At 55.5% G+C, this 9,076-nt stretch carries 8 protein-coding genes; 7 read left to right on the top strand and 1 reads right to left on the bottom strand.

All coding sequences use genetic code 11. The features are described from left to right. Positions 1-396, top strand: a 396-nt coding sequence (locus MGEO_RS20545) for an AAA family ATPase (RefSeq protein ID WP_158091077.1), incomplete at its 5' end; no start/stop codon positions are given. A 268-nt stretch (positions 397-664) separates the two neighbouring features. Here the strand turns inward: MGEO_RS20545 and MGEO_RS20540 are convergent. Continuing rightward, positions 665-1,312 (bottom strand): TetR/AcrR family transcriptional regulator, encoded by a 648-nt coding sequence (locus tag MGEO_RS20540; RefSeq protein WP_233140050.1) that lies wholly within the window; start codon positions 1,310-1,312, stop codon positions 665-667. Between the two features lie 125 nt (positions 1,313-1,437). Between MGEO_RS20540 and MGEO_RS20535 the strand changes: the two genes are divergently transcribed. The 6 genes from MGEO_RS20535 to MGEO_RS20510 all read left to right on the top strand — a co-directional run bounded on the left by MGEO_RS20535 (position 1,438) and on the right by MGEO_RS20510 (position 8,215). Beyond that, positions 1,438-2,271, top strand: coding sequence for an FAD binding domain-containing protein (locus MGEO_RS20535; protein ID WP_085641611.1), 834 nt, complete (start codon positions 1,438-1,440; stop codon positions 2,269-2,271). Then, complete coding sequence (locus MGEO_RS20530) at positions 2,268-2,768, top strand: (2Fe-2S)-binding protein (protein WP_085641610.1); 501 nt, start codon at positions 2,268-2,270, stop codon at positions 2,766-2,768. The genes MGEO_RS20535 and MGEO_RS20530 overlap by 4 nt, the downstream gene beginning before the upstream one ends. After that, positions 2,765-5,146, top strand: coding sequence for a xanthine dehydrogenase family protein molybdopterin-binding subunit (locus tag MGEO_RS20525; protein ID WP_085641609.1), 2,382 nt, complete (start codon positions 2,765-2,767; stop codon positions 5,144-5,146). The genes MGEO_RS20530 and MGEO_RS20525 overlap by 4 nt, the downstream gene beginning before the upstream one ends. Before the next feature lie 46 nt (positions 5,147-5,192). Then, positions 5,193-6,245 (top strand): C4-dicarboxylate TRAP transporter substrate-binding protein, encoded by a 1,053-nt coding sequence (locus MGEO_RS20520; RefSeq protein WP_085641608.1) that lies wholly within the window; start codon positions 5,193-5,195, stop codon positions 6,243-6,245. 78 nt (positions 6,246-6,323) lie between these two features. Continuing rightward, positions 6,324-6,890 (top strand): TRAP transporter small permease subunit, encoded by a 567-nt coding sequence (locus MGEO_RS20515; protein WP_085641607.1) that lies wholly within the window; start codon positions 6,324-6,326, stop codon positions 6,888-6,890. Then, a complete protein-coding gene (locus tag MGEO_RS20510) occupies positions 6,887-8,215 on the top strand; it encodes a TRAP transporter large permease (RefSeq protein WP_085641606.1) in 1,329 nt (442 codons plus the stop codon). The genes MGEO_RS20515 and MGEO_RS20510 overlap by 4 nt, the downstream gene beginning before the upstream one ends. Positions 8,216-9,076 lie beyond the last annotated feature (861 nt).

The raw sequence follows: 9,076 nt of genomic DNA, 5'->3' as shown, positions 1-9,076 counted from the left end.
ATCCGACTCCGTCAAATTGACGTTCTTATCGTTGATCCTTTCGTTTCGTCACACCGGGTGAATGAAATGGATAACGGCAAGATTGATTTGGTTGCGAAGGAGTTGGTTCGGATAGCGGAGGAATGCAACTGCGCCATCGAATTGGTCCACCACACGCGCAAGCTTAATGGGGTGGAGGCTACGTCTGATGCCAGTCGGGGAGCGAGCAGTCTGACTGCGGCAGCACGTTCTGCTCGCGTTCTTCAGCGCATCTCTCCCGAAGAACTGGAAAAAGCAGGGGTGGCCCAAGACGGCTCGACTTACTTCTCGGTCAAAAGGGACAAACCCACACGTCCTCGCATGCACAGATTTTTTTACTGCTTACAGCAACAATTCACGCTCCATCACGAAGTGTAAACTCTGATATATTTTTAACCTCAATATATCAGTGTCTTATGGTTGCTTCCGTCGAGTTGGCGTGCGAGGGCCAAACATTTTTCCCGTGGCCGTAAGCTTTGGAACAATCCTGTTGCAGGACGAATTCTCGCTGAAAGCTTCGGTCGATCTACCGATCTAAAGCCCAAACGTGCATTCAGAAGTACAGGGTTTGTAGAGGATTGATGATCTGATTGGTCCGGGATTTTTTGGAGGATTGCCGACAACAAGGCTATGATCGCGGTCAAACTTAGTCGCCGGGGTCTATGCCGAAAAAAAGTAGGTACTTGTCGATTGCCCGCGCTATTTCCTCCTGCGGTTTAGGAGGCTCGGGCATACGGTAGATGTGCTGGCGTATTCCGATGTAAACGATACCTCCATGAAGATTCCAAACATCTTCCATTTTGGGTGGTGTGTTCGTTCGAGCCAGCGCATTGGTCTCTGCCAAGAGCGGGTGCAGGATTACATCACCCAAATGCTTCAGGTACCGGCGATTTAGAGATGCGCCGTCAAGACCTGAGAACATAAAAATGCGCATCCACTCACGTTCGAAAATTAGTGCGCTGTACTCTGTGTAAAATGCCAAAAGGCGGTAGCGCAAAGGTACGCTGCGATCGGTCAGTCGTTCGGGCCAGTCAGGAGACAAGCGTCCAATATAGACTTTCTCATAGACTGCATCAATCAACTCGTCCTTTGTAGCGAAATAATTGAATAGAAGCGACTGTGTGACACCAAGACGCCGGGCCAATTCACGCGTTTTCCCCTCCAACCCGACCTCAGCAAAGAAGCGAACGGCTTCGTCGATAATTTGTTGGCGACGTTCGGCCGGAGGTAGGCGCTTTCTTATGGCGCCGTTTTCGCCACCGCTGGCGGGTCTTTCAGCCTGTCCGTCCATCATACGCCCTCGGCAGTTTGGAACCCGAAAATATTTTTCTTGCAACGACTCGCATTTAAAGATCATCTGCTCAATAGAGTTGATCAAGTGCTAAATAAGGTGCAGATCAAAAAAGTGGGGAGGACGCCATGAAGGCATCAGCGGGCGGCTATGCCCGAGCTGAGAGCGTACGGCACGCGCTCGATTTGCTGGCTGGATCAGAAGGTCAAGGGCGCGTACTGGCAGGCGGCCAAAGCCTAGTTGCTGCGATGAACATGCGACTTTCGGTTGGCGATCTGTTGGTCGATATCTCCAAAATCAGTGAGCTTTCGGGCGTTGCAGTCGAGGGGGACATCCTTCGAATTGGAGCTCTGACCCGCCATGCTCAAGTTGGTGCCGACGCTCAAATTAAGACGCATGCACCGCTCTTAACTGCCGCTGTTTCACACATTGCCCATGCCGCTATCCGGAACCGTGGCACCATTGGAGGGGCACTAGCCCACGCGGATCCGGCTGCTGAGTTTCCAGCTTGCGCGCTAGCGCTCGGTGCTACAATGCACGCTGAAGGGCCAAGTGGTACGCGCGGTATCGCGGCGGACGAATTTTTTGAAGATGTTTTTACCACCTCGCTGAGCGAGGATGAGATCCTGACTTCGATAACCATGCCCATTGCCGAACAGGGAGAGGTCCAGATACTCGAAGAGGTCGCACGCCGTTCGGGCGACTACGCGTTGGTTGGGCTGTGCTTGATCAAGCGCGCGGTAGGACATCGTATTGCGGTATTCTCGGTTGGGCCAAGACCTATTTTGGCGACCAATGCAATGGCAGCGCTAGATCAGGGCGATGTCGACGCAGCTGTGGAGGCTTTGTCCAACGAAATCGACCCACCATCGGACACACAGGCGAGCTCAGCGTATCGTCGTCATCTCGCTGGCGTCCTTCTGCGACGCGCGGTTTGCCGCATGAAAGGAGAAACCGCATGACCGAAGTGTTTCGTGACAAGGTCGATGTATCCTTGACCGTTAATGGCGAGCCTGTGGAAGCGCGTGTGCCGGCTGGCCAGCATATGATAGATTTTTTGCGAATGGAGCTGGGCCTAACTGGTGCACATGCCAGTTGCGAACATGGCGTGTGTGGCGCTTGTACGATCCGTGTTGATGGCGACGCAGTGCGGGGCTGTTTGATGTTGGCTGCGCAGGCCGACGGGACCGACGTCTGGACGGTTGAAGGCCTGACCGACGCAGCCGCAGTCAGTGACCTGCAAGACGCATTTATCACTCGGAATGCGCTGCAGTGCGGGTTCTGTACTCCCGGAATGCTCGTGGCTGCAGAGGAGTTATTGTCGAAAGGTGGCGTGCCTAGCCGCGGTGAGATCCGCGAGCATTTGTCAGGCAACTATTGCCGATGCACTGGGTATGAAGCGATTGTCGATGCTGTAGAGAGCGTCGCGCTGAACCGTGCCGGAAAGGGTGTCGCATGACTATTCCATTCAACAATCCCGACCGCCCGAACTCATATATTGGTAGGACTGTCCCACGTCCCAACGCGACCAAGCTGGTTCAGGGCAGGGGCCGCTATGTCGATGACATCGTGTTGCCGCGTATGCTACATGTGGCTTTTTCCCGGTCACCTGTGGCGCATGCCAAGATCGGCGCCATTGATCTGGACGAGGCCAAGGCGGTCAAAGGCGTGGTGCGCATCTTCACCGGTGCTGATCTAGCCGAGGTTTGCACGCCGTGGGTCGCGGTACTGGCGCACCTCAAGGGTCTGAAATCGCCGCCCGAACATCCGTTGGCAGTGGACCGTGCCTGCTGGGTTGGTGAGCCGGTCGTGGCCGTGGTGGCAAACACACGCGCTGCGGCTGAAGAAGCGGCGTCGCTTGTGGTCGTCGATTACGAAGAACTGCCCGCAGTCACCGATACGATGACAGCACTCGACAAAGACACGCCGGTGATCCACCCAGAATTGGGGGACAACCTCGCTTTTCGCCGACTCCATGAGGAAGGCGATGTCGACGCTGCATTCAAGACTGCCCACAAGGTGGTCTCCGCCCATTTCCGCACCGCACGCCATACCGGTGTCACGCTTGAACCGCGGTCGATCCTCGTCGATTGGAACCCGGCAGAAGGGCAGATGACGGCGTATCACGCGACCCAAGCGCCACACATGATGCAGACCGTCTTCGCCAAGCATCTCGACATTCCCGAAAGCCGCGTGCGTGTTATTTGTGGCGATGTCGGCGGGTCGTACGGCATCAAGGTGCATGTCTATCCCGACGAGGTGGCAACCGCTGCCATTGCAAAGGTCATGGGCCGTCCGGTCAAGTTCATTGCGGATCGTCTGGAAAGCTTCAGCACTGACATTCACGCCCGCGACCACGAGATCGAGGCCAAGATCGCGGTGGATGTGGATGGCAAGATCCTCGCGATTGACGTCGACGACTGGACAGGGATCGGGCCGTACTCGGTCTATCCGCGCACCTCGGCCATTGAGGGCAATCAGGTCGTGAACCTGTGTGGTGGGCCATATGATTTTGCCAACTACCGAGCGCAGACCACGGTCGTGTTCCAAAACAAGACGCCGACCTGCCAGTACCGCGCCGTAGGGCATCCCATTGCCGTAGCGATCACCGAGGGATTGGTGGATATGGCGGCGGCGGCCATCGGCATGGACCCGGTCGAAATTCGGCGGCGCAATATGTATGCCGACGATGCCTATCCGGTGACGTCACCCGCCAAGATGAAGTTCGAAGGCCTGTCGCATCATGCGTCGATGGACAAGCTCATCGAGATGATTGACTACGATGCGCTGCGCGCCGATCAGGCCGAAGCCCGCAAGCAAGGCAAGTATCGCGGCATCGGTATTGCGTCCTTCATCGAACTGACCAACCCGTCCCCGTTTATGTATGGCATTGGCGGCGCAAGGATCTCGGCGCAAGACGGTTGCACCGTTCGGATGGACCCGGATGGGTCGGTCGTGGCGCTGTCGGGTGTAACCGAACAGGGCCAGGGAACCGAGGCGATGCTGAGCCAGGTTGTAGCGGAGGGTGTCGGTGTGAAGCCGTCTAATGTGCGGGTGATCACAGGCGATACGCAGGTCACGCCGTATGGCGGTGGTACATGGGCTTCTCGCGGTGCCGGTATCGGCGGTGAAGCGGCTTTGCAGGCGGCACGTGCGCTTCGCGACTCGATCCTGGAGGTGGCAGCAGCCATGTTGCAGGCTGAGGCGGGCAAGCTTGATATCCGCGACGGTCAGATTGTCGATTTGGAAAGTGGTGAAGAGCGCATGCCGCTCGAGGAACTGGGGCGGATCGTCTATTTCCGGGGCGACACCTTGCCCAAGGATTTGCCGCGTGAACTTGTGCAGACGCGGCATTTCATCACGATGGATTATCCGTTCGCCTTCACCAACGGCGTTCAAGCCTCGTACCTTGAGGTTGACACCGACACAGGCGTTGTGACCCTGCTCAAACATTGGTGCGTTGAGGATTGCGGACGCGTGATCAACCCGCAGCTGGTGGACGAACAAATCCGGGGCGGGATTGTTCAGGGCTTGGGCGGCGCGCTTTACGAGGAAATCCACTACGACGAGGACGGCCAGCTGTTGAATGGCTCTATGGCCGACTACCTGGTTCCAATGGCTGCCGAGATGCCGGACATGGTGGTGGCCCATGTGGAAACCCCTACTAAGGAAAGCGAACTCGGCGCCAAAGGAGCAGGTGAAGCTGGAACCGCCGGAGCACCAGCTGCTGTTATGAACGCCATCAACGATGCCCTGCGACCACTGGGAGCGCAGGTCGCGGCAATGCCCTTTACGCCGGAACGCATCCTTCGGGCATTGGGAAAAATCAACGACTGAACCAAAAGGGGCGCCGGGTAGCGTGCCCACAAAAGGGAGGACAACCATGAAACTTACAGCACTTACAACAATCGGTGCGATGCTGATCGGCAGCGCCGCGATTGCCCAGCAAAGCCTGACGGTTAACATAGGCTCGTCGCATCCAGAGGCCAACATTTGGGTCTACGCGATGAAGAACACCTTCCAGCCCGAGGTGAACCGTATCCTTGCCGAGAATGGCAATGAATATCAGGTGAACTGGGTCGAGAACTATGCAGGCACGCTCTACAAGTTTACCGACACGCGCGAAGCGGTGATGGACGGTATCGTGGACGTCGGCATGGTCGGCACGGTTTGGGAGGGGGCCAACATGCCGCTCCAAAACGTGACTTACTTCACACCGTTCGCCACCGAAGATCACCGCATGATCATTGAGATCTTTGACGACCTTTCGGAAAACCTGCCTGAGCTAAAGAACAGCTGGGCCGAAAATGGCATGGTGCACCTCTCCTCGCTGATCACAGACAGCTACGACATCTACGCGACGTTCCCGGTCGCCTCGATGGCAGACCTTCAGAACCGCAAGCTAAACGCACCGGGTACTTCAGCAAATTGGCTGCGCGAAACAGGTGCGACACCTGTCGATGGGGCGCTTACGACCTACTACACCAATATCCAGACAGGTGTGACGGAGGGTACCTTGTCCTTTGCGTCCGGCATCCTTCCTACCCGAGTCTATGAGGTCGCTCCCGAATTGACGCGCGTGGGCATTGGTTCGATGTATTTTGGTGGTATTGCCGCTAACAAAGACTTTTTTGAAGGGCTGCCAGCACCAGTACAGACAGCCTTCCGCGAAGCGGCACGGGCGACGTCGATCGCACACGGTGACTATGTCGGAGATTTGGCCGCGCGAGCTCTCGACGAAATGCAAGCGGCCGGTTTGACTATTCACCAGCTCCCAGATGAGGAAAAAGCCAAGTGGGTTAATGGCCTTCCCAACATCATTGAGCCGTGGCTAGAACAGACTGGTGAAGCAGGAAAGACCGTGCTCAAGGCCTATTTTTCGGCTCTTCGTGAACGTGGCGCGACACCGCTTCGGAATTGGGACGAAGGCCTCTAAGGTCATAGTTCGAACACAGCGCCCGCCCGTATCCAGATGGACCGGGCGGGCGTGCCTTTTGCAGCAGGACGCCCGGAAATGAGCGAAGAAGATACATCCGAGCTTCAGGAGGACCGGTTCGTGCCTTCCTTATCTGAATCTCCTTATGGCGCGGTTCTGGGCTCTTTTTCGGCAGCCATGTCCGCAGTCGGAACCGCCGGCATTGGCGCGTTGATGCTCTTGATTGTGCTGGATGTTATCGGGCGAAATTTTTTGGATGCACCAATTACTGGCGTGTCTGAAATTGCTGCCCGGTCTGTCGTTGCGATTGTCTTCCTTCAGGTCCCTGCTGCAATTCTGCAGTTGCGCCTCACGCGCGCGGATTTCCTTGTCCGCCGCTTACAGAAATCTTCACCGAAAACTGTGGCTTGGCTTGAGGCATTATTTTGTCTTGCCGGTGCAATTGTCTTTGCTCTCATCCTTTGGGCGTCATGGCCGAAGCTTCTGAGTGCATGGCAAACCGCTGAGTTCTTCGGCGTGCAGGGTGTTTGGACTATTCCGACCTGGCCATTCCGCGGGATTACCATCTTGGGATGCGCTCTGGCCGTACTTGCGGCCCTTTACCGGGCGAGGGAAGAAATCCGAAGTGCGAGGAGCGCAGCATGACAACGCTTACAGTAGGCTTTATCCTAATTGCCGTGCTGATTGGACTGGTGCTCTTGGGGATGCAAATCGCCTACGCGCTGTTCGGTGTCGCATTCCTTGGCATCTGGATCATAAGAGGCAATATCGACTTGTCATTCCGGATGCTGGAATTAACCGCCTATTCGGGGATCGCAGATTATTTGTTCGCCACAATTCCTCTCTTTGTCTTGATGGGGCTTTTGGTCAGCGTCTCAAATGTTGGGCGCGATACATTTGAAGTGGCAGAAGAACTCCTACGGAGAATGATATGTGGGCTAGGCGTTGCCACGGTAGCCGCCAATACGATATTCGCCGCGGTCACGGGTGTGTCAATCGCATCCGCGGCTGTTTTCACCCGTGTGGCAGTGCCCGAGATGAAGCGCCATGGCTATCGCCCTGCTTTTTCTGCGGGCACGGTTGCCGGTTCATCGGTTCTTGGGATGCTCATTCCGCCATCTCTTTTGTTGATTATCTATGGTGTGTTGGCCGAGGTGTCGATTGGCGGCATGTTTATAGCTGGAATCATTCCAGGCCTTATGCTGGCGCTTGGTTTCGTCGCGATGCTCATAGGTATCACGATTGCGTTTCCTCGGTTTGTACTAAACGATCCCGACGCTGTGCGTGAACGCCGAATGGACCGTGACTTCAAGCCGATGCCATTGCGTGATCTCGTGCTGAAGTTGATACCGATTGTTCTTTTGGTCGTGCTGGTTCTGGGTGGTCTTTACACCGGGTTCTTCACCCCAACTGAAGCGGGTGGTATCGGTGCTTTTGGAGCCTTGATCGTTGCGCTGTCGCGCCGCAGCCTTGATCGGCATAAGCTTTGGCAGGTGATGAAACAGACCGGCGTGATTTCGGTTTCGATACTGCTGCTATTGGTGGCGGCGTCATTCTATTCTCGCATGTTGGCGATTGCCGGGCTGCCCAATGCTATTGCGGGTTTGGTTACTGACTCAGGCTTCGGCCCTTTGGGTTTCCTGTTCTTCTACGCTGTGATTATCCTGTTGATGGGAATGATCCTCGACAGCACTTCGATCCTGCTCATCATGGTGCCTATTGCTGCGCCGATTGCGCAGGGCCTGGGAATTGACCTCATGCATTTTGGCATTGTCACCGTAATCGCAGTCGAGATCGGACTATTGACGCCACCGTTCGGCATTTCTGTTTTCACGGTACATAACACGCTGAATGATCCTAACGTCTCCGTCGAACAAATTTTTGCCGCGACGCTCCCGTTCATCGCCGTCATGCTGGTCGTTCTTGTTATTGTTGCACTGATTCCAGCGACGGCGACCGTATTCTTGTAGATGGTGCTCTACCGATAAAGCTATTGCGCGACCTCCAACGGGAGAAGTTGGTCTATGCTGTGCTACTCTTTGAAGAGTCAGATTCCGCCCGCGAGGGATAGAAGCACGATCATCTACAAAGTCTCCAGGCAGTTATTGTGAGCGAGGTGGTCGCGGCAATACCGTTTGTCGAGGATGATACCCGAAACGGCTTTGAAGGGTCACAGACGTGATCAAACTCGATCAAAATTCCTCCGGGCGGCGCGAAAATGTGCTGTCGCCGATGGAATGATTGCTATCATCAACCTGCTTAATACGGCCTGAAAACTTGCTTCCGAACGAAAAAAGGGTGCAAAAGGGGCGGGAAGCCGACGTTTGCTGCGAGTAGCATCGACGTCCGAGATGCGGGACGAACCCGTCGGTCCGCAAACGAACATCAATCGGTGTTCTCGGCCCGAACGGTCACTCGAAATATCTCCTAAATTGTTGCGCTTGCAGCCCGCATTGCGGTCATTCGCACAATCGCAAATATATTGATACGCAAGCGACTTAGCACTGCAAAAGCCGGTGAAATCGGTCACGCGGCGCCAGTGAACTGCTTCACGCGCTATGTGTCCGCCGCCGTGAATTACGCAATCTGGTCGCCATATGCTTTATTGTATACTGAAGCTGCCTTGGCCAGAGCCAGATACTCACGACAGGCCTGACGTCGTTCGAAGAGTTCAAAGAATTATATGTTTGATCCCACGGTTTGATGATGCGATCCATTCGCTGGGATGTAAGGAGCACTATGGGACAAGCGCGTCACTGATGTGCCACAACTACACACGTCATTCGAGCAGCAAAACAGCGATCGCAAGCCACAACGCGGCGCTTAGCTTT

The sequence above is a fragment of the Marivita geojedonensis genome (assembly GCF_002115805.1).
GTDB lineage: Bacteria > Pseudomonadota > Alphaproteobacteria > Rhodobacterales > Rhodobacteraceae > Marivita > Marivita geojedonensis.
This window is presented reverse-complemented; position numbering and strand designations above follow the sequence as displayed.